Consider the following 18,885-nt stretch of genomic DNA (forward strand, 5'->3'; position numbering starts at 1 on the left):
CCATCCCAAGCGCCAACGTGCAAGAAAGCAGCCAAAGGAAACCCATGGAAAACGTAGCTAAACCGTGGCCCGCACTGTGGTCCCTCGTGGTCGGGTTCTTCATGATCCTGATCGACACCACCATTGTCTCTGTGGCGAACCCACGGATCATGGAGGGCCTGCATACCGACATCAACGCCGTCATCTGGGTGACGAGCGGTTACCTCCTCGCTTACGCCGTGCCTCTGCTGATCACCGGCAGGCTTGGTGACCGCTTCGGACCGAAGAACCTCTACCTGATCGGCCTGGTGGTCTTTACACTGGCTTCGCTCTGGTGCGGGCTCTCCGGCGACATCGGCACCCTGATCGCGGCCCGGGTGGTCCAGGGCGTCGGCGCGGCCATGATGACGCCCCAAACCATGGCCGTCATCACCCGGATCTTCCCGCCGGACCGCCGGGGCGCGGCAATGGGCCTCTGGGGAGCGACGGCCGGCATGGCCATCCTCGTCGGCCCGATCCTCGGCGGCGTGTTGGTTGACGGCCTCGGCTGGCAGTGGATCTTCTTCGTCAACGTTCCGATCGGCATCGTCGCGTTCGTCCTGGTGACCCGGCTGGTACCGAAGCTGACCACGCACAGCCACAAGTTCGACGTCGTGGGCGTCCTCCTGTCCGCGGCCGGCATGTTCCTGCTGGTGTTCGGCATCCAGGAAGGCCAAAGCTACAAGTGGGGCACCGTCACCGGGCCGATCACTGTGTGGGGACTCATCATCGCGGGGCTCGTTGTGCTCGCCGTGTTCATCTTCTGGCAGTGGCTCCTGGAACGCCGCGGCGGTGAGCCCTTGCTGCCCCTTGGCCTGTTCAAAGACCGCAACTTTTCCTTGGGCAACACCACGATCATGGCGGTGGGCTTCACCATAACGGCGTTCCCCCTGCCCACCATTTTCTACTACCAGGTAGTGCGTGGGTTGACCCCCACGCAGTCCGCGTTGCTCATGATCCCCATGGCCGTGATTTCCGGCGGGCTGGCACCTGTCGTCGGCAAGCTGATCGACCGGATCAACCCGCGCTGGTTCGCCGCCTTCGGGCTCCTCTGCTTGTCCGGTGCCCTGTTCTGGACCGGGTCCCTCCTGAAGCCGGATACCCCCATCTGGATGTTCCTGCTTCCCAGCGCCCTCCAGGGCGTGGCCAACGGTTTCATCTGGGGCCCGGTCTCGAACGCGGCCACCCGCAACCTCCCGCCGCGCTCGGCCGGCGCCGGTTCTGGCGTCTTCAACACGACCCGCCAGATCGGCGCGGTGCTGGGATCGGCCGCGATTGCGGCCCTCATCCAGTCCCGGCTCGCTGCCGAACTGCCCGCGGCGCCGCCAGGTGCTGCGCCGGCCGGCGAAGGCGGATTCACCGGGAAGTTGCCTGAATTCCTGCATGAGGCTTTCTCGACGGCGATGAGCCAGTCAGTCCTGCTCCCGGCCTTTGCGATTTTGCTGGGCGCCGCAGCGGCTTTGTTCTACGCGAAGCCCAAAGCCGTCCAGGGCTGGGGTTCCCCGGCCGCGGAGGTACCGGTGGACAGCAGCCAGCGGAGCCAGTAGCCCGCGCGAACTGGCAGCAGATGCCCCAAAACCTCGGTTTTGCGGGCATCTGCTGCCAACTCGCGGCCGGGAGTTGGCGTCAGCGGAGTAGGACGGAGGTGTGGATGCCGCCGTCGACGAAGCCCAGCTTTCGGGCAAGGGCCATGGAGCCCCGGTTGTCCAGTGCCGTGCGCCATTGCAGCGTCAGGCCTGAAGCGAGTGCCTCGTGGGCGGCAATCGAGGCAGCCAGGGTTCCGAGTCCTTGGCGGCGCAATTCCGGCGGCACCAGGACGCCCATGTCGGCGAGGATTCCTTGCCATTCCGCATAGGCGCCGCAGGCCACCGGCTTGCGGTCCGCTTCATTGCCGTCCATCACAGTGAAATGGTGGTCCATCCTCGAGAGATGGACTTCGTTGACGTCGTCCGGCGGGCATAGGCCCTCCAATTCGATTGCCTCCGGATGTCCATGCGAGACCGTGACTTCGGCTCCCGGCTGGAAGAGGGGAAGGTCGTCGGCGAACAGCAGCGCCGACGTTCCGAGTCCGTGCCCGCCGTGTTCACGGCTGATCCGCAGCAGTTCGGAATGCTCACTGAGTTGATCGTCCGAGAGTTCGACGGCGGCGGCCACCGCCCATGGGGGAGCCACCAACGCGGAGCGGCCAAAGAGCCTGACGAACGTGATGGACTGGGCGTCTTCGTCTTCCCTTACGAGCCGCTCGCCGTGGCGTGCGGCAGGTGAGCCGGAGACGAAACTGAACGCTTCGTCGTCGAACCCTAAATGTCGGGCCCAAGCCAGCAGCACAATTTCGGCCGATCCAGCATCAAATTCCATGACATTGAGTCTATGCAGTCCTGGAAAAGGAAGGAGCAGGCAGGCACCCGGTGGTGCCTGCCTGCTCCTTTGATGAACCTGTCCTGTGAAGAGCCCGCTCAGCCGAACAGCACAGCGGCTTCGTCGTAGCGGTGCTGCGGGACGGTCTTGAGCTTGCCCAGGGCGGCTTCGAAGCCCACGTGCTCGATGTCCGTGCCCTTGAGGGCCACCATGGTTCCCCAGCGTCCTTCCACGACCGAATCGATGGCGGCCATTCCCAGGCGGGTGGCCAGCACCCGGTCAAAGGCCGAGGGAACGCCGCCGCGCTGGATGTGGCCGAGGATCGTGGCGCGGGTCTCGATGCCGGTGCGGGCTTCGACCTCGGGGGCGAGTTGGTCCGCGATGCCACCTAGGCGGGGCCGGCCGAAGGTGTCGAGTCCGCGTTCGGAGTGCGGGGCTTCCATGTGCTCGGGAACAAAGCCCTCAGCGACGACAATCAGCGGTGCACGGCCGCGGTCGTGGGCTTCCTTGACCCACTCGGTGATCTGCTCGATGCTGACCTTCTGCTCCGGGATCAGGATGGCGTGGGCGCCGGCAGCCATGCCCGCGTGCAGGGCGATCCAGCCGACATGGCGGCCCATGACTTCGGCGATCATGCAGCGGTGGTGGGATTCTCCGGTGGTGCGCAGCCGGTCGATGGCCTCGGTGGCGATCTGGACCGCGGTGTCGAAACCGAAGGTGTAGTCGGTGGCGTCGAGATCGTTGTCCACGGTCTTGGGGACGCCCACGATCTTCAAACCGGCGTCGGTGAGGCGCTTCGCGGCGGCCAAGGTGCCTTCGCCGCCGATCGCGATGATGGCGTCGATGCCGAGGCGGTCCATGTGGGCCTTGATGACGTCCGGCCCGCCGCCGTTCTCGAATGGGTTGGTGCGGGACGTGCCAAGGATGGTTCCACCCTGCTTGGCAATACCGCGGACCATGGTGCGGGGAATGTCGATGACGTCGCCCTCCACGACGCCTCGCCAACCGTCCCGGAAACCGACGAATTCCTGGCCGTGGATGGCGATGCCCTTGAGGACGGCGCCGCGGATGACGGCGTTAAGTCCGGGGCAGTCGCCACCGCTGGTAAGGATTCCAATTTTCATGAGGGCTCAAATCCTGGCTAGGAGGTACACGTGCAGAGCGCCACGCTGAGCTCACCATGATTCTATGGGGCAATGTGGGGTAGGACACAAACCGTGACCGTCCCGGTTGAGGCTTTCGAAACAACCGGGAAACAGCCGGAGAAAGCTTGGTTGTGCTATTTCCTGCCCTGCGGACGCCTGGCGAGGTAGGATTCCAGCGCAATGGTGCCGGTTTGGTCGGGAAGCAGCAGCCATGCCACCACGTAGATCAACAGGGCTGGCCCGGGAAGCAAGCAGAAGAGCAGGTAGCCAATGCGGACGTAGGCCACGTCCACATTCAGTTTGGCGGCAATGCCGCCGCAAACCCCTCCGACCAACCGCTGCGGGCCGCGCCGCAGGCCGATGCCCCGTACGATGCTGAAGAACTTGTTCATGGCTAGAGCCTTCCCTGTTGTGGCTGCTTTGTCACGTGCTGCTTGCTAGCGGTGCGCGGAATCGGCGGCGTTGGCCCCGGAACCCGGGCCTGACCCGCCGCCTTTGCGGGAGCGGGCCGACACCAGGCCGCCGACCACGAGCGCCGCGCCGGCCCCGATCATGAGCCCGATCAGCACGTAGTTGCCGTTGAGGGCCACGAGGCCCAGCTTGGAAATGATGATCAACGTTGCGAGCGCCAGGACAATCAGCCCGAAGACCACGGTGCCTACCCTGGCGCGGGCGGTATTCGCAGCGGTTCCAGGAGCCGGGGCCGGTGCTGGTTCAAATGCCCGCGGGGGTTCGTGCGTGCTCATGTCAGTTTCCTTCCTGGACTGTGACGTTGCTGAAGGTGCCGTGGAGTTTGACCACCAGCTTGGCGCCGGGCTTGTCCGCGTTGAAGCTGTCCCGCGTACTGCCGTTGCTTTGGGCGACAGCGCTCGCGTCCTGTTTGAGGTTCGCGAAAGTCATGTCTGCCTGGACCTCCACCGGCACGGTCGCCGGGATGACGAGTTTGATGTTGCTGGCGGTTACGTCCATGGGAACCACGACGTCGGAGCCCAGCGGCGCGCGCAGGTTCAAGTTGGTAAGGTCGACTGTTCCGTTCGCGCCGGTGATGTCGAAGCCGTTCCGTGCATCGTCGATACTCGCGGGATTCCATTGGGCATTCTGGAGACGGAAGCGGTCCGCGTTGGGCGCCACATTGAAGATACCCCCGATCACCAGTGTCGCCACGGCCAGGAAGCCGAGCAGTCCCGACGTGCGGCCACGAAGGCCCGCAACAAGGATCCCGAGGCCGAGGACTCCGGCGCCCGTAGCCCAGACCACCGCGTTGGCGGCGTCCCCCAAGTGAATGACGCTGCCGGCGTCGAGCAGCTTGAGGGTTCCGCCGGCCAGAAGTGCAGCGCCTGCCGAGACCGCTACGATGGCCGCGCTAGGTCCTTGCCGCCTCGGACGCTCGGGGCGCTCAGGGCGCTCGGGGCGGGCGGGAATGCCGCCCGGTGTGTAGGGGCCTGCGGGATTGGCCGGCCCCGCAGGTGGGGGCGGCGGTGCGGGACTGACGGGACCCGCCGTATTGGCGGGCCCCGAAGGCGCGGCCGGGGCGCCGGCTCCGTAGGCACCCGTTCCGTAGGGGCCCGCGCTGTAGGCCCCCGCGCTGTAGGCGTATGTGCCCGTGGGCTGCCGGCCGTTACGCGCCCTGCTGCGCTGGACCAGGAAGTAGACCAGGTAAACGATGCCGCCTACCCAGAACAGCGTCCACAGGATCCCGGGAACGCCATTCCAGCCCCAGCCCCAGAAGCCATGGCCGAGGCTTGGCAACCCGATGATGGTGGTGATGACTGCGCCCGTCATGCCTGCGGACCAGCGGCCCGCCCCGGCCTCCTGCGTGTGGATGCGCCCATCGGGTTCCGGCAGGAGGGCCCAGGCGACGCCGTAGAGCAGGATGCCGATCCCCGCGAAAAGGGTGAGGATGATGAAGATGCCGCGGACGATCAAAGGATCGATGCCGAAGCGGTGCGCGACGCCGCTGGCCACGCCGCCCATCCACCGGTCCCGGCCACGGATGATGCCCTGGCTGCGGACCCAGTTGAAGAAGTTCTGCGGGGGAGCGGGAGTGGCATAGTTCGGCGTCGTACCGCCGTTGCCGCCGGTGTTCGGCGCGACGGGTTCCTCGGGTGAGGCGGTCCCGGCCGGTTGGCTGGATTCTGCGGGTTGTCCGGGCTCCGCTGCTTGTCCGGAGTCCTCCGGATTCATGCTGTTCGCGTTCATGCTTCGATCTTGCCGTCCCGGCAGCGTCGCCCTCTATTGGGGGATACCCTGAACGTTCCCTGAGTGGCCCCCTGAGATGCCCGGGCTTCCGGCGCCGCAGGCCCTGATACGTGTTTGGATGGATTCATGACAACCGCCATGCAACGTCCGCCGCTGGTCCGGAGCAGCGACCGGATGATTGCCGGTGTGTGCAGTGGCCTGGCGGACCACCTTGGCTGGCCTGTGAAGTACGTCCGGCTCGGTATGGTCCTTGCCTCGTTCGCCGGCGGGGCGGGCCTGGCCTTCTACGCGTGGCTGTGGGTCATGGTGCCCACCGCCGACGAAAGCGCCCGCCGCAATAGCCGCCGGCCGGCGTCGCCCATTGCTCCTTCGGTGAGCATGCCTCCGGAGGTAACAACGCCCGACGGCGGCGAGCGGCCGCTGCCGCTGTCCGCCCCGGCCCCCGCTTTCGCCTCCTGGTTCAGGACGCGGCCCATCCAGTACGGAAAAGAGATCCTCCTCGGAGCCGGCCTGCTCCTGGTGGCTGCAATCCTCATCGCCCGGCAGATCGGGGTGGATGTCCCGCTCGGCACGCTGATCCCCGCGGCGGCCATACTCGGTGGAGCGGCGATCGCGTGGATGCAGTTGGACGAGACGCGCCGGGCCGGGCTGGTGGACAAGACCAAAGCAGACCAGGCCGGTGGGTGGGTCCGCCTCGCCGCGGGCCTGGCCTTGGTGGTTGCCGGGGTGTTGGTCATGGTGTCCGGTTCCGGCTCGTGGGAGCAGACCTGGCTCGCGCTGTTGGCTTCGATCGCGGTGCTCGGCGGTGTGGCCCTCGTGCTGCTGCCGTGGGGCCTGAAGTTCTGGAAGGACCTTGAAAGCGAGCGGGCAGCGCGGGTCCGGGAGACTGAGCGGGCCGAGATCGCCGCGCACCTGCACGATTCAGTGCTGCAGACGCTCGCCTTGATCCAACGCCGGGCCGGTTCCGAGCAGGATGTGGTCCGGCTTGCCCGTGCCCAGGAGCGGGAGCTGCGCACCTGGCTGTATCGGGACGCCGCAAAGGATTCAGGGCTCCTGGCGGAGCGGATTTCCGCTGCGGCAGCCGAAGTGGAGGACGCCCACGGACACGCTGTCGACGTCGTCAGCGTCGGAGACACCGAGATGACGGACAGGCACGAGGCCCTCGTCCTGGCCGCCCGCGAGGCCATGCACAATGCTGCCCGGCATGGCGGCGGAGCTGTGTCCGTCTACCTCGAGAGCTCGGACACGGGCAGCGAGGTTTTCGTGAGGGACCGCGGACCCGGCTTTGACCCCGATACGGTCCCTGAAGACCGGCTCGGAGTCAGGGAATCGATCGTCGGACGGATGAAACGCCACGGCGGCACTGCGGTCATCAACAGCAGTTCCGAGGGCACGGAGGTGCGACTGAGGCTGCCTGTCGAGAACGTCGATAAAGCGGAGAACCGAAACGGAGAGGCCAGATGATGAACGCCCTGTCAGAGCAAGTGGCGCGGAAGGTCCGCGTGGTGATCGTGGACGATCACGCTATTTTCCGGTCCGGGCTCAAGGCCGACCTCGATTCGAGGATCGACGTCGTGGGCGAAGCCGGAACAGTGGAACAAGCCATTGCCGTGATTGCCGAGGTGCATCCCGAGGTGGTGTTGCTCGACGTCCATTTGCCCGGCGGCCGTGGCGGTGGCGGCAGGGAGGTGATCAGCGCATCCTCGGCATTCCGCCCAGGCACGAGCTTCCTGGCCTTGAGCGTCTCGGACGCCGCGGAAGATGTCGTGGCGGTCATTCGGGCCGGTGCCCGTGGCTATGTCACCAAGACCATTTCCGGCCCCGAGATCTCCGACGCCGTAATTCGCGTGGCCGACGGCGACGCCGTCTTCTCGCCGAGGCTGGCCGGTTTTGTCCTGGACGCGTTTGGAACCGCGCCGGCCGAGATCGCCGACGACGAGCTCGATCGTCTGTCCGCGAGGGAACTTGAAGTCATGCGCCTCATTGCCCGGGGGTACAGCTACAAGGAGGTGGCCAAAGAGCTGTTCATTTCCATCAAGACCGTGGAAACCCATGTCTCCGCGGTACTCCGCAAGCTGCAGCTCTCCAGCCGCCACGAACTGACCAAGTGGGCCGCCGAGCGCCGCCTCCTCTGACCCCCGCTCAGATCTTCACCTCAATTCCCGAACGCCTGCTCACCTCTGGCGGCCTTAACCGAAACGCCTGCTCACCGCTGGTGGCTCAAGCCCGAACGCCCGCTCACCTGTATCCCAAGGTAAGCGGGCGTTCGCGGTGTAGGTGACCGGGCGTAGGCGGCGGGGGCGGTTTAGGTGACCGGGCGGTGGCGGCGGGGGCGGTTGATGTGACCTGGCGTTGGCCGCGCGGCAACCTCCCCGGACGCCCGGTCAGATATTCACCTCAATTGCCGGACGCCTGCTCACCTCTGGCGGCTTAAACCCAAACGCCTGCTCACCTGTATCCCAAGGTAAGCGGGCGTTCGCGGTTTATGTGACCGGGCGTTGGCGGCGGGGGCGGTTTATGTGACCGGGCGTCAGCGGCGCGGGCCCTTTATCTGACCGGGCGTCGGCGGCGGGGGCGGTTTATGTGACCGGGCGTTGGCGGCGGGGGCGGTTTATGTGACCGGGCGTTGGGGGGAAGGGCGGTTTAGGTGACCGGGCGTCGGCCGTGCGGCAACCTCCCCGGACGCCCGGTCAGATATTCGCCTCATTTCCCGTACGCCTGCTCACATCTGGCGGCTTAAACCCGAACGCCCGCTCACCTGTATCCCAAGGTAAGCGGGCGTTCGCGGTTTAGGTGACCGGGCGTCGGCCGTGCGGCAACCTCCCCGGACGCCCGGTCAGATATTCGCCTCATTTCCCGAACGCCAGCTCACATCTGGCGGCTTAAACCCGAACGCCCGCTCACCTCTTTCCCAAGGTGAGCGGGCGTTCGTGCGTGTGCAGAGCTACTTGGCCTGGCCGAGGAACTCCTGGAGGCGTCGGACCCCTTCGGCGAGGTCGTCGTCGCCCAGGGCGTAGGAGAGGCGCACGAAGCCGGAGGGGCCGAACGCCTCGCCCGGAACAATCGCCACCTCAACTTCGTCGAGGATCAGCGAGGCGAGCTCAGCGGACGTCGACGGACGGACCGGACCGTCCGACGTCGGGAATTCCTTGCCCAGCAGCCCGCGGACATCGGCGTAGACGTAGAAGGCGCCGGTCGGCGTCGGGCATTCCACACCCTCGATCGCGTTCAGTCCGGCGACGATCGCCTTGCGGCGGCGGTCGAAGGCGACCTTCATCTCGTCGACGGCGGTCAGCGGACCGGATACGGCAGCGAGGGCTGCGATCTGCATGATGTTGGAAACGTTCGACGTCGCGTGGGACTGGAGGTTGGTGGCGGCCTTGATGACGTCAGCCGGTCCGATCATCCATCCGACGCGCCATCCGGTCATGGCATAGGTTTTGGCGACACCGTTGAGGATGACCACCTTGTCGCCGAGTTCCGGGGCGGCAGTGGCAATCGAGGTGAAGGGGACGCCGTCGTAGGTGAGGTGCTCGTAGATTTCGTCAGTGACAACCCAGAGGCCCTTGGCCGCTGCCCATTTCCCGATCTCGGCAACCTGTTCCGGGCTGTAGACGGCGCCGGTCGGGTTCGACGGCGAGACGAACAGCAGGATCTTCGTCTTCTCCGTGACGGCTGCTTCAAGTTGCTCAACGTTCACGAGGTAGCCCTGCTCCGGACCCGCGAAAACCTCCACGGGAACGCCGCCGGCAAGGCGGATGGCTTCCGGGTAGGTGGTCCAGAAAGGCGTGGGGATGATGACCTCATCACCCGGGTCGACGAGCGTGGCGAAGGTGTTGTAGACCGCTTGCTTGCCGCCGTTCGTCACCAGGACCTGCGAGGCCTCGACCTTGTAGCCCGAGTCGCGGAAGGTCTTGTCCGCGATGGCTTGCTTGAGTTCGGGGAGGCCGGCGGCGGGGGAGTAGCGGTGGTACTTCGGTTGAGCGGCGGCCTCAACGGCGGCCTTGACGATGTAGTCGGGCGTCGGGAAGTCCGGCTCCCCGGCACCAAAGCCGATCACGGGGCGACCCGCCGCCTTGAGCGCCTTGGCCTTGGCGTCAACGGCAAGGGTCGCGGACTCGGCAATGGCGGAAATTCGCTGTGAAATGCGGGCGGCAGGTATTCCGGCAGACATTAAAGCACCGTTCTTCGCGGGCAGCTCATGAGCTGGATGGTGGGATTCGACGGAATCTACTTTATGCTGTTCTGCGGAGCTATCGGAACGTCGCGAAAGTGACAGAGGCTGGACAAGCGAGGCTGATCACACGGGCGGGAAGGCCTGGACGCTTCGGAAATGGCCCGGTTCGACTATCGCGGCGTTGTTGCGTAGACTGGTTCACCGGTGTTGAAAAACATCACAATGGTTCGCGCCCCAGATTGGCTCGGAATCCCGTGTTCTTGGGTTCCTTGGCATGTTTGGAGCGTGGGCAAAACATGGATTCGATCCATAGGGTAGTGGCGCAATTGGTAGCGCAGCGGTCTCCAAAACCGCAGGTTGCAGGTTCGAGTCCTGTCTGCCCTGCGCAGGCTGTTCCGGGGTTTCCCCGGAGCAAGCGCAGCAACCATGACTCTGATCAGAGTCGGGTCAACGACGTTTGCATAGATGAGTGAGGATCAGGTGACCGAAACAGCTGCGAGCAGCTCGAAGGGCCGCCCTGCCAAGAAGTCCGATTCCGGCATCTTCGCTCGAATTGCGCTTTTTGTCCGCCAGGTAATTGGTGAGCTCAAGAAGGTAGTTGCCCCCACCCGCAAGGAACTGGTCAACTACACAGTCGTGGTGCTGGTGTTCGTGGCCATCATGATGTTGGTTGTCACCATCCTGGACCTGGCTTTCGGTATCGGAATCAAATGGGTTTTCGGTGCTACCGGCACCACGAACCACTAAGCGGATCGCTCCGCAAACCGCGTGGAATCCCCGGAAGATCGGGAGATTTCAGTGGGTTTGCGGAATTGAGCCATTTAAATAGGCATGTTAGGCAATGAGGAAGCAGGAGACCAAGTGTCTGAGCAGGAGCTCGAGGTAACTGAGACTGAGCTGGATGGGCCCGCTGAAAGCACGGCCCACGCCACGGCTGACGCCGTGGAAGGATCCGAGGTCGATTCTGCTGCGCCCGAAACTGCCGACGTCGACGACGCCGACCAGGACGGGTCCGACGACGCCGACGCCCTGGCCGCCGCTGCGGCTGCAGCTCCCGCCGACCCCGCTGAGGAGTTCAAGGCCAAGCTTCGCCGCCAAGAGGGTGACTGGTACGTCATCCACTCCTACGCCGGTTACGAAAACCGCGTCAAGGCCAACCTTGAGACACGCATCCAGACCCTGGACATGGAAGATTACATCTTCGAGATCCAGGTGCCCATGGAGGAAGTCGTCGAGATCAAGAACGCCCAGCGCAAGATCATCAACCGCGTGCGCATTCCCGGTTATGTCCTCGTCCGCATGGACCTGACCGACGCCTCCTGGGGCGCCGTACGCCACACTCCCGGCGTCACCGGGTTCGTTGGCAACGCGCACAACCCGGTCCCGCTTCGCCTCGACGAGGTCTTCTCAATGTTGGCTCCGGTCTTCGAGGAGCAGCAGGCCGAAAAGGGCAAGCCGGTCAACAAGCAGCACCAGGCGCCCGTCGACATCGACTTCGAGGTCGGAGAGTCCGTCATCGTCAAGGAAGGCCCGTTCGAGACCCTTCCCGCCACGATCTCCGAGATCAAGATGGATTCCCAGACCCTTGTGGTGCTGGTGTCGATCTTCGAACGCGAAACCCCGGTTACGCTCGCATTCAACCAGGTCACCAAGATCTAGTTGATCCAAGAATTTCGCCCCGCAGTTGCCCGCTTAGCAACTACGGAGCGGCCGGTCGCCTTGCCATGGCGGCCACAAACCTGAGGCACGCTCCTGTGTCCTAGGAAGTTATTGAGAGAAGGACCTACATTGGCTCCCAAGAAGAAGGTCACCGGCCTCATCAAGCTGCAGATCCAGGCAGGTGCCGCCAACCCGGCCCCGCCGATCGGTCCTGCGCTTGGCCAGCACGGTGTCAACATCATGGAATTCTGCAAGGCGTACAACGCCGCAACGGAAGCCCAGCGCGGAAACGTTATCCCGGTTGAAATCACGGTCTACGAAGACCGCTCCTTCACCTTCATCACCAAGACCCCGCCGGCTGCAGAGCTCATCAAGAAGGCTGCAGGCGTTGCAAAGGGTTCGGCCACGCCGCACACCGTCAAGGTTGCCAAGCTGACCCAGGCACAGGTGAACGAGATCGCCACCACCAAGATGGAAGACCTCAACGCCACCAGCCTTGAGGGCGCTGCCAAGATCATCGCTGGCACCGCACGCTCCATGGGTATCACCGTCGAGGGCTAAAACCCTCACCCGCCGGGAAACCGGCACCATTGAAATATTGAAAATGTTGGAAACCCGGCACGGATAACCAACCGGATTTCCAACTTGTGGCAGGGCCCAAGCGCGGTCCGCAGACCACAACTGCACAAGGAGAATAAGCAGCATGGCAAAGCGCAGCAAAGCATATGAGGCAGCCGCAGCCAAGATCGAGGCGGACAAGTTCTACGCCCCGTTCGAGGCCATCAAGCTCGCCAAGGACACCAACCCGTCCAAGTTCGACGCCACCGTTGAGGTAGCTTTCCGTTTGGGCGTTGACCCGCGTAAGGCCGACCAGATGGTCCGTGGCACTGTCAACCTGCCGCACGGCACGGGTAAGACTGCCCGCGTCCTCGTTTTCGCGACGGGCGACAAGGCCGAAGCAGCAATCGCTGCGGGCGCCGACTTCGTTGGTTCCGATGACCTGATCGAAAAGATCGCCGGCGGCTGGACCGACTTCGACGCCGCAGTGGCAACCCCTGACCTCATGGGCAAGGTTGGCCGCCTCGGTAAGGTCCTCGGTCCGCGTAATCTCATGCCGAACCCGAAGACCGGTACCGTGACCCCCGATGTCACCAAGGCTGTCAACGACATCAAGGGTGGCAAGATCGACTTCCGCGTCGACAAGCACTCGAACCTGCACTTCATCATCGGCAAGGTTTCCTTCGACGCCGTCAAGCTGGCTGAGAACTACGCAGCCGCCCTGGAAGAAGTCCTCCGTTTGAAGCCGTCCGCTTCGAAGGGCCGCTACATCCAGAAGGCCACCGTTGCCACCACGTTCGGTCCGGGCATCACCGTCGACCCGAACGTCACCAAGGTTCTCACCGAGGCGTAAGCACCGGGAGCATCAACTCTAAAAGGACCGTCCGGCATTCGCCGGGCGGTCCTTTTGCCGTATGCGAACCGGTACCTATCGCGTCTGGCGACCGCTGATTAGGCTGAGGGCATGACAGGCCAGGTTCCGGATTTCAGCATCCACGAGCTCCATCTGCCGGAGTCCCTGGATGGTCCGGACGGCAAGGTTTTCCGTGAGCTCTCATCGGTTATGGACTCCATGGTGCTGGAAACCTGGGGCAACCTGGCGCGCGCGTCCTCGGCGCAGGCCCGGCTCGCCGGGTGGCGGGATACCCCGTACGTGGTATCAACGAACTTCTTCGCCCGGGTTGGCGGGAACATTGTTGGCCACGCTTCCTGCCAGGTTCCGCTCAAGGACAATGTCCATACCGCGTGGCTTCAGGTAGAGGTGCTGGAGCGGTACCGCGGGCGCGGGATCGGAAGCGCGTTGCTCGGCACCGTCGAAGACGTCGCGAGGGCCCAGGGGAGGCGCGTCCTGCAGGCGCGCACCGAACACCCCACAGGCGCCCCACCCGCGGGAGTCCCGGAAGACGGGCCGGGAGCAGCGTTCTGCCTCAAGAACGGCTACACCCTCGAACAGGCCACCAGATTCAGCACGCTGGACATGGACCACAACGCGGAATGGGCGAGGCTTGAGCAGGCGGCGCATACCAAGGCCGACGCGGATTACCGGGTCCTTGCCTGGACGGACCGTTGCCCTCCCCAATACGTGGATAATATGGCCGTGCTGATGGGCCGGATGAGCACGGACACCCCGGCTGGAGGCCTTGAGATCGAGGCTGAGGACTGGGACGCTGCCCGCGTCAGGCAGCTCGAAGACACCGCGCTTGCCGAAGGCCAGACTGCCCTTGTGGCTGCTGCACAGGACCGCCGGACGGGGGCGCTCGTCGCGTACACCGTGGTCTACCTTGATCCCGCGAAGCCTGGAATTGCCGAGCAGGACGACACCTTGGTGGCTAAGCCGCATCGGGGCCATGGGTTGGGAATGCTCGTGAAACTGGCAAATCTGCGCAGGCTGCAGGCCGAATATCCAGCTGTCGGGCTCGTCATGACTTCTAACGCCGAGGAAAACGAACATATGCTGTCCATCAACGTACAGCTCGGCTTCAAACCGGCGGGATATGACGGCGAATGGCAAAAGAGGATCATATGACGAGCACGGTGGAGATCGGCCAACTTTGGATCCCTGATTCCCTCGGCGATGACGACGCAAAGGATTTTCTGGCCGCCGTCGAAGTCAGCCGGCGGGTCCGGATGCAGATCTGGGGCACCGACGATCTCGCCTACACACCGCTGGAAAAACTGCTCGAACTCAGCGATCCATACGAACGCCAGGTTATTCTCGTGGCCCGCGTCGACGGCCGCATTGTCGGTACCGTGGACATAGCGCTGCCCCTCGCCGACAACATGGACCTCGCCGAGTTCACCCTGGACATCCTCCCTGAATTCCAGCGACGGGGCGTTGGCCGGCAACTCCTGGAAGCTGCCGAGCAGTTTGCCCGAAGCGAGGGCCGCACGATGATCATGGTTGACACCAACCATCCTGCCGAGTCACTCCGCGGCGGTGCCGAAGGGCAGCTCGTGCCTGGCAGCGGCCTGGGCTTTGTTCCGCTGTCCAGCCGCGAGGTCGATTTTGCCCGGCGTTCCGGCTACACCCTGCAGCACATCGAACAGTTCAGTTCCTGCGCGCTGCCGCTGGATTCAAAGCTCGTAGCCGAACTCGAGGCCGAAGCGGAAGCTGCGAACGCAGGCCGCTACCAGGTTCACCACTGGACGGACCACTGCCCCCAGCAGTGGCTGGAAGCTGTGGCCGCCTTGGAGAACGCAGCGGGGGAGGTGGTCTCCGAAGGGCAGGAGGCAGCGGAAGCCGCTCAGCCGCAATTAGTGTTCGACGCCGGGGTGTTGCGCCAGGCGGAGGACGCCGCCGTCGCGCAGGGACGCCGAACGGTGGTCACCGCCGTCGAGCACATCGCCAGCGGGCGGATCGTCGGACTCACCACGATCGGGGTCCTGGCGCAACGCCAGGACGTCGTCTTCCAAGACGACACGATCGTGCTGCAGGAGCACCGCGGGAACAAGCTCGGGCTCCTCATCAAGGTCGCCAACATGCAGCGACTCAGCGAACAGTTCCCCGACGCCCGCGTGATCTACTCCTGGAATGCTCCGGAGAACCGGTACTTGTTGACGGTGAACAAGCAATTGGGATTCACGACGGCCGGTGTCACGGGGCTCTGGCAGAAGGAACTGCCGAACATGGGGCGGAGGGTCACGTCCTCCGAGTAGCGGCACGATTTGGTGATGCACTTGCCCGTCCCGTAAGCTTGAACTACCAAAGACCGTCGGTTGATGGGAATCCACTCCTCCGGGCACAGCTCAACTCTGCAGCTGCGTGCGGAAGAACCAAGTGGTTTCCTAGACGAAGGACCCTGACAAAGGGCGGCCGGCGCAGGTGAACGAAGCAAGTCTCCATGATCATTTGAATCGTGTTGAGCCAAGCCCCGTGCATCTGCGCGGGGCGTTTTTAGTTGCAGCTCTTTTGAGCGGGGACCCGGAAAACCGGCTTTATTCCCCGGAAGGAGGGTTATGGCAACGCCTAGCAAGGTCTCCGCAGTAGCTGAGATCACCAACGATTTCAAGGAATCGAACGCCGCTGTCCTGACCGAATACCGCGGGCTCTCTGTTGCACAGCTCAAGCAGCTGCGTGTTTCTCTCGGCCTGGACACCAAGTTCGCGGTCGTCAAGAACACCCTGACCGCCATTGCAGCCAAGGAAGCTGGTGTCGAAGCATTCGACGGTCAGCTTGCCGGCCCCACTGCAATCGCATTCATCAAGGGTGACGCGGTTGCTGCCGCCAAGAGCCTGACGGACTTTGCCAAGGTCAACAAGCAGCTGGTCATCAAGACCGGTTACTTCGAGGGCAAGGCACTGAACGCAGAAGAGGTTGCCGCACTGGCAGCCCTCGAGTCCCGTGAGCTGCAGCTCGCCAAGGTTGCAGGCGTCCTCAAGGCACCTGCTGCCGCCGCTGCACGCATCATTGACGCTCTGCGCCTCAAGCTTGAAGAAGAGGGCGGCGCTGTAGCACCGGCCGCTGAAGAAGCACCGGCTGCCGAAGAGGCTCCCGCCGAGGCTGCTGCAGAAGAGGCTGCCGCTCCGGCTGAAGCCGCTGAAGCAGCAACCGAAGAGAACTAAGTTCTCCCCATTCAAACTGCGGTGCAGTAACGGATAACGTCCGTGGCGGCACCACCTAAAGGAAGGACGCCAATCATGGCGAAGCTCAGCAACGAAGAGCTCATTGAAGCTTTCAAGGAACTGACCATCATCGAACTCTCTGAGTTCGTCAAGCTCTTCGAAGAGACCTTCGAAGTTACCGCTGCTGCTGTTGCAGTCGCCGGCCCTGCCGGTGGCGCTGCCGCTGAAGAAGCCGAAGAGAAGACCGAATTCGACGTCGTTCTCGAAGCTGCCGGTGACAAGAAGATCGCAGTGATCAAGGAAGTTCGCGCCATCACCTCCCTCGGCCTCAAGGAAGCCAAGGACCTGGTTGACGGTGCACCGAAGGCTGTTCTCGAAGGCGCCACCAAGGAAGCCGCTGAGAAGGCCAAGGAGCAGCTCGAGGCTGCCGGCGCCACGGTTACTGTCAAGTAACTCGCTTTTTCGGCTAGGAAGCCCCGTCCGGATTCGTCCGGGCGGGGCTTCCTTGCGTTTTAACGAAGCAACGCGGGTCACTTACGGCCCATGAGGTGCTTCCGGATGGGCCGTAAGTGACCCCGCGTTGCTTAGAGGGGGTCGCTGATGTCGGCCACCATCGCACCCAGGGCTGCAGTGAGGGCGTCGGCGTTCACGAAGGCGCTGAATCCGTGCTCGCCTGCGCCCATGGAGATCCTGCGTCCGGCGATGCTGGCATCCGCATAGACAGGCCACGGCTTCGAACTTCCCAGCGGGGTGATGGTGCCGCGCTCATAGCCGGTGGCTTCGAAGGCGACGTCGGCGGAAGGCATGGACAGCTTGTTGACGCCGAGGAGGGCGCGCAGCTTGGGCCAGGAGATCTGCCGGTCACCCGGGACCAACGCGAACAGGAACGTGCCGTCCCGGTGCTTGACCACAAGGGACTTGACGATGTCCGCCGGCGTGATCCCCATGTTGCGGGCCGCTTCCTCAAGGCTGCTTGCGGCCGCCCGCTCCACGAGCTGGACGTCGAGTCCGCGTGCGGCCGCGTCAGCCAGGAACCGCTCAGTGCCCCGCATTCATGCTCCCTTTCCGTTCATACCGCCCAACCCGCCGAATGCCGCCCCAACCGCCGAACCGCCGAGGCCCTAGTCGCGGTAGAGCAGCAGTGCTTCACCCTGGCCTCCGCCACCACAGAGCGCGACCGCCGCTTTGCCCCTGCCGCGGCGCTTCAGCTCATGGGCAGCGTGCAGGGCAAGCCGGGCCCCCGAAGCACCGATCGGGTGTCCGAGCGCGATTGCTCCGCCGTGGACATTGCACTTCTCCAAGGGATAATCCAGGTCCTTCAACGATTGCACTGCAACCGAACCGAAGGCTTCGTTGATCTCGATGAAGTCCAGATCGGCCGTGGTCCACCCCGCGCGGTCCAAGGCGTTCCGTATCGCGTTCGAAGGCTGGGAATGCAGGCTGTTGTCGGGCCCCGCCACCTGTCCCGGCTTGCCGACGACGGCAAGGTAGTCAAGGCCGTTCGCCTCGGCGAAGGCACGGCTTGTGAGCACGAGTGCGGAAGCGCCGTCGGACAGGGGAGAGGAGTTGCCTGCGGTGATGGTTCCGTCGGTGGCGAAAGCGCTCTTGAGCGGGGCCAAGGTTTCGAGCGTGGTCTGGGGCCGGACCCCTTCGTCGCTCGTCAGCACCAGGGGTTCTCCCTTGCGCTGCTTGACGCTGATGGGTGCGATCTCGCCGTCGAACACGCCTTGCTCGGCGGCGGCGGCCGCACGCTGGTGCGACGCGGCGGCCACTTCGTCCTGGGACTTGCGGTCGATGCCGAGCGAGAGGTTCTTTATTTCGGTGGACAGGCCCATTGACTGGCCATCGAAGGCATCGGTGAGGCCGTCGTGGGCGGCTACGTCGAGGGCCTGGATGGCACCGTAGCTCCACCCTTGCCGTGAACCGGGCAGCAGGTGGGGAGCCCGGCTCATCGATTCCTGGCCGCCGGCGACGACGACGGCGGCGTCGCCGCTGCGGATCATCCGGGCGGCATCGATCACGGCAGTCAGGCCGGAGAGACAGACCTTGTTGATGGTGACCGCCGGGATATTCCAGCCGATGCCGGCGGCGATGGCGCTTTGGCGGGCCGGGTTCTGGCCGGCGCCTGCTTGCAGCACCTGTCCCATAATCACTGCGTCCACTTTGTCGGCGGTGATCCCGCTCGCCGCAATCGCGCCTGAAATGGCGTGGGCGCCGAGTTCGACGGCGGTGAGCCCGGCCAGTTGCCCGTTCAACCGTCCCTGTGGGGTGCGGCTGGCGGAAAGGATGACAACGTCGTTGTTGTTGTCCGTCGTGTATGAGGGGGTGCTCATTTTCTCTCTTCCGATCAAGGGTGGTGAGCCTAGGCTACCGTGGGGTAGATCACCTCTCCATTCAACAATGGGCCCGGGATCAACATTCCACCTGCGCCGGCAAAGGCCGGGGCGCATCGGTGCCCGCAGCAACCGTGCTTGCATTCAGGCGGGATGTGGGGTAGACAGGTGGGTTGATTTGCCGTATTGTGGATATTTGCGTCTTCCCTGTTAACCTTCAGCCTTCATATAGCGGTGGGCTTTACCTCTCAGCTGCGCCATCGACGTGCCATTTAGAACGGTACGGCCTTTGCCAGCGGGGGTCCCGGGTCATATAGCGGAACCGGAAAGGTACCTTGCGGATTCGATCTGCGGGGTGCAAGCGGGGGAGATCTGA

General features: G+C 64.1%; 19 protein-coding genes and 1 tRNA gene. 12 read left to right on the forward strand and 8 right to left on the reverse strand.

What is annotated here, in order from left to right; all coding sequences use genetic code 11:
• Positions 1-44: 44 nt before the first annotated feature.
• Positions 45-1,565 carry a DHA2 family efflux MFS transporter permease subunit gene (locus L0B83_RS05050; RefSeq protein WP_234757325.1) on the forward strand — a complete coding sequence of 507 codons (1,521 nt, stop codon included), beginning with the start codon at positions 45-47 and terminating at the stop codon, positions 1,563-1,565.
• Between the two features lie 79 nt (positions 1,566-1,644).
• On the opposite strand, the gene L0B83_RS05055 is transcribed toward L0B83_RS05050, so the two are convergent.
• The 5 genes from L0B83_RS05055 to L0B83_RS05075 all read right to left on the reverse strand — a co-directional run bounded on the left by L0B83_RS05055 (position 1,645) and on the right by L0B83_RS05075 (position 5,720).
• Entirely contained in the window at positions 1,645-2,376 is a 732-nt protein-coding gene (locus L0B83_RS05055) for a GNAT family N-acetyltransferase (protein WP_234757326.1), read from the reverse strand.
• Between the two features lie 98 nt (positions 2,377-2,474).
• Positions 2,475-3,500 (reverse strand): ATP-dependent 6-phosphofructokinase, encoded by a 1,026-nt coding sequence (locus L0B83_RS05060; RefSeq protein WP_234757327.1) that lies wholly within the window; start codon positions 3,498-3,500, stop codon positions 2,475-2,477.
• 155 nt (positions 3,501-3,655) lie between these two features.
• Complete coding sequence (locus L0B83_RS05065; RefSeq protein ID WP_234757328.1) at positions 3,656-3,913, reverse strand: PspC domain-containing protein; 258 nt, start codon at positions 3,911-3,913, stop codon at positions 3,656-3,658.
• Between the two features lie 45 nt (positions 3,914-3,958).
• Complete coding sequence (locus tag L0B83_RS05070) at positions 3,959-4,267, reverse strand: hypothetical protein (RefSeq protein WP_234757329.1); 309 nt, start codon at positions 4,265-4,267, stop codon at positions 3,959-3,961.
• 1 nt (position 4,268) lies between these two features.
• The gene (locus L0B83_RS05075; protein WP_234757330.1) at positions 4,269-5,720 is read right to left on the reverse strand and encodes a PspC domain-containing protein; all 1,452 of its coding nucleotides are present in this window, start codon (positions 5,718-5,720) and stop codon (positions 4,269-4,271) included.
• Between the two features lie 126 nt (positions 5,721-5,846).
• On the opposite strand from L0B83_RS05075, the gene L0B83_RS05080 reads away from it, so the two are divergent.
• Both L0B83_RS05080 and L0B83_RS05085 read left to right on the forward strand, forming a co-directional pair.
• A complete protein-coding gene (locus L0B83_RS05080) occupies positions 5,847-7,184 on the forward strand; it encodes an ATP-binding protein (RefSeq protein WP_234757331.1) in 1,338 nt (445 codons plus the stop codon).
• Positions 7,181-7,855, forward strand: coding sequence for a LuxR C-terminal-related transcriptional regulator (locus L0B83_RS05085; RefSeq protein WP_308193956.1), 675 nt, complete (start codon positions 7,181-7,183; stop codon positions 7,853-7,855). Before L0B83_RS05080 ends, L0B83_RS05085 begins: the two co-directional genes overlap by 4 nt.
• An 809-nt stretch (positions 7,856-8,664) precedes the next feature.
• Here L0B83_RS05085 and L0B83_RS05090 read toward each other — a convergent pair.
• Positions 8,665-9,894: a pyridoxal phosphate-dependent aminotransferase gene (locus tag L0B83_RS05090; RefSeq protein ID WP_234757332.1), complete on the reverse strand. Its 1,230-nt coding sequence runs from the start codon at positions 9,892-9,894 to the stop codon at positions 8,665-8,667.
• A 314-nt stretch (positions 9,895-10,208) separates the two neighbouring features.
• Here L0B83_RS05090 and L0B83_RS05095 point away from each other — a divergent pair.
• From L0B83_RS05095 to rplL, 9 genes are all read left to right on the forward strand, one after another.
• A tRNA-Trp gene (locus L0B83_RS05095) sits at positions 10,209-10,281 on the forward strand.
• An 81-nt stretch (positions 10,282-10,362) separates the two neighbouring features.
• Positions 10,363-10,644: a preprotein translocase subunit SecE gene (secE, locus tag L0B83_RS05100; protein ID WP_234757333.1), complete on the forward strand. Its 282-nt coding sequence runs from the start codon at positions 10,363-10,365 to the stop codon at positions 10,642-10,644.
• Between the two features lie 114 nt (positions 10,645-10,758).
• Entirely contained in the window at positions 10,759-11,556 is a 798-nt protein-coding gene (gene nusG, locus L0B83_RS05105; RefSeq protein ID WP_234757334.1) for a transcription termination/antitermination protein NusG, read from the forward strand.
• 129 nt (positions 11,557-11,685) lie between these two features.
• Positions 11,686-12,117, forward strand: a complete 432-nt coding sequence (rplK, locus tag L0B83_RS05110) for a 50S ribosomal protein L11 (RefSeq protein WP_018773647.1) — start codon at positions 11,686-11,688, stop codon at positions 12,115-12,117.
• 142 nt (positions 12,118-12,259) lie between these two features.
• Positions 12,260-12,967, forward strand: coding sequence for a 50S ribosomal protein L1 (gene rplA, locus L0B83_RS05115; protein ID WP_234757335.1), 708 nt, complete (start codon positions 12,260-12,262; stop codon positions 12,965-12,967).
• A 111-nt stretch (positions 12,968-13,078) separates the two neighbouring features.
• Complete coding sequence (locus L0B83_RS05120) at positions 13,079-14,140, forward strand: GNAT family N-acetyltransferase (RefSeq protein ID WP_234757336.1); 1,062 nt, start codon at positions 13,079-13,081, stop codon at positions 14,138-14,140.
• Positions 14,137-15,270, forward strand: a complete 1,134-nt coding sequence (locus L0B83_RS05125) for a GNAT family N-acetyltransferase (protein WP_234757337.1) — start codon at positions 14,137-14,139, stop codon at positions 15,268-15,270. The genes L0B83_RS05120 and L0B83_RS05125 overlap by 4 nt, the downstream gene beginning before the upstream one ends.
• 300 nt (positions 15,271-15,570) lie before the next feature.
• Positions 15,571-16,176, forward strand: a complete 606-nt coding sequence (gene rplJ, locus L0B83_RS05130; protein WP_234757338.1) for a 50S ribosomal protein L10 — start codon at positions 15,571-15,573, stop codon at positions 16,174-16,176.
• Positions 16,177-16,251: 75 nt separating this feature from the next.
• Positions 16,252-16,629: a 50S ribosomal protein L7/L12 gene (gene rplL / locus L0B83_RS05135; RefSeq protein ID WP_059387353.1), complete on the forward strand. Its 378-nt coding sequence runs from the start codon at positions 16,252-16,254 to the stop codon at positions 16,627-16,629.
• A gap of 131 nt (positions 16,630-16,760) precedes the next feature.
• On the opposite strand, the gene L0B83_RS05140 is transcribed toward rplL, so the two are convergent.
• Together L0B83_RS05140 and L0B83_RS05145 are read right to left on the reverse strand one after the other, a co-directional pair.
• Positions 16,761-17,228 (reverse strand): aminoacyl-tRNA deacylase, encoded by a 468-nt coding sequence (locus L0B83_RS05140; RefSeq protein ID WP_234757339.1) that lies wholly within the window; start codon positions 17,226-17,228, stop codon positions 16,761-16,763.
• A 69-nt stretch (positions 17,229-17,297) separates the two neighbouring features.
• Positions 17,298-18,509 (reverse strand): acetyl-CoA C-acetyltransferase, encoded by a 1,212-nt coding sequence (locus L0B83_RS05145; protein WP_234757340.1) that lies wholly within the window; start codon positions 18,507-18,509, stop codon positions 17,298-17,300.
• Positions 18,510-18,885: the final 376 nt, after the last annotated feature.

The sequence above is a fragment of the Arthrobacter alkaliphilus genome, from assembly GCF_021483235.1.
Lineage (GTDB): Bacteria > Actinomycetota > Actinomycetes > Actinomycetales > Micrococcaceae > Arthrobacter > Arthrobacter alkaliphilus.